Source organism: Streptomyces sp. UH6 (genome assembly GCF_013421635.1).
Lineage (GTDB): Bacteria > Actinomycetota > Actinomycetes > Streptomycetales > Streptomycetaceae > Streptomyces > Streptomyces abyssomicinicus.
In genome coordinates, this window is record NZ_JACADT010001344.1 from 1 (window position 1) to 1,194 (window position 1,194).

Annotated in this window: 1 protein-coding gene; it reads right to left on the minus strand. The window is 73.6% G+C overall.

Annotated elements, in window-relative coordinates:
- Nucleotides 1-8: 8 nt before the first annotated feature.
- Entirely contained in the window at nucleotides 9-881 is an 873-nt protein-coding gene (locus HW445_RS31760; RefSeq protein WP_180224224.1) for an SAM-dependent methyltransferase, read from the minus strand.
- Between the last annotated feature and the right edge of the window lie 313 nt (nucleotides 882-1,194).

The window sequence follows — 1,194 nt, forward strand, 5'->3', positions numbered from 1 at the left end:
CCGGCAGGTCACGCCCTGCGGGCCACCCCCGCGTACGTGGAGCTGACGGCGTCGCCCTGGCCCGGGACCGGTTCGCCCAGCTCGGGCCGCCACCGCTCGGCGAGGACCACGCCCGGCTCCACCAGTTCGAGGCCGTCGAAGAACCGGGTGAACCGCTCGCGGCCGCGCGGGCTGACGTCGTAACCCCGGGCTCCGGCCGTGCCGGTCGCCTCCCTGATCTCGTCCTCGGAGTGGAAGTCGGTGGTGAAGTGGGACATCACCAGGTGGCTCCCGGGCGTCAGGGCCTCCTTGACCCGGTCGACCAGCCGGTCCGCACCGTCCTCGTCGCTGACGAAGTGGAGCAGCGCGATCAGCGAGACGGCGACCGGACGGCCGAAGTCCAGGACCTTCGCGGCCCGCTCGAGGACGACGTCGATCTCGCGGGCGTCCGCGTGCAGGAACTCGACGGTCCCCTCGGGCGTGCCGCGCAGCAGTGCGCCGGCGTGCGCCAGGACGGTCGGGTCGTTGTCGCAGTAGACCACCCGGGCGTCGGGTGCCGTCTCCTGGGCGATCCGGTGCAGATTGGGCTCGGTCGGTATGCCGCTGCCGATGTCGAGGAACTGCCGGATGCCCTGCCGCGCCAGCCAGCGGGTGGAGCGGTGCATGAAGCCGCGGTTCATCTTCGCCATCAGCTGCAGGCGCGGCTCGATCCGCAGCATCCGCCGGGCCAGTTCCTCGTCGGCCGGGTAGTGGTCCTTGCCGCCGAGCATCCAGTCGTACATCCGGGCGGGATGGGGCCTGCCGGTGTCGACTGCTGGTGTGCCGGCAGGGCCGGGGGCACCGGCCGCGCTGTCCGTACTGTCCCTGCGGTCGGTGCTGTCCGTGCGGTCCGGTCCGGACATGGCGTACTCCCGTGGGTCGGCGGTCTCGCGTCAACTGGCGGGGATTGTAGGCGTGGAGGACGCCCCGGTGGACGTGTCGGACGGGCCGCGTGCGCGTCACCCGGGCGAGGGACGCGGCCGTCGAAAAGGGGGGCGGCCGGCGCGGCCGGCGGGCCATCATCGGGGTTCCGTCGTGACGCCGTCAGGAAGGTCCCCGCCATGTCCCTCACGCCCCCGGACTCCCCCGATCTGGTCCGCCTGCTCGCCGACGGGACCCGGGCCCGGGTCTTCGCCGCCGTCACCCTCGGCGCGCGTACCGCCGCCGAGGCCGCGG

Coding starts and splice junctions, on each gene's coding strand:
- HW445_RS31760 (WP_180224224.1), bottom strand. CDS start 881: ATGTCCGGACCGGACCGCACGGACAGCACCGACCGCAGGGACAGTACG.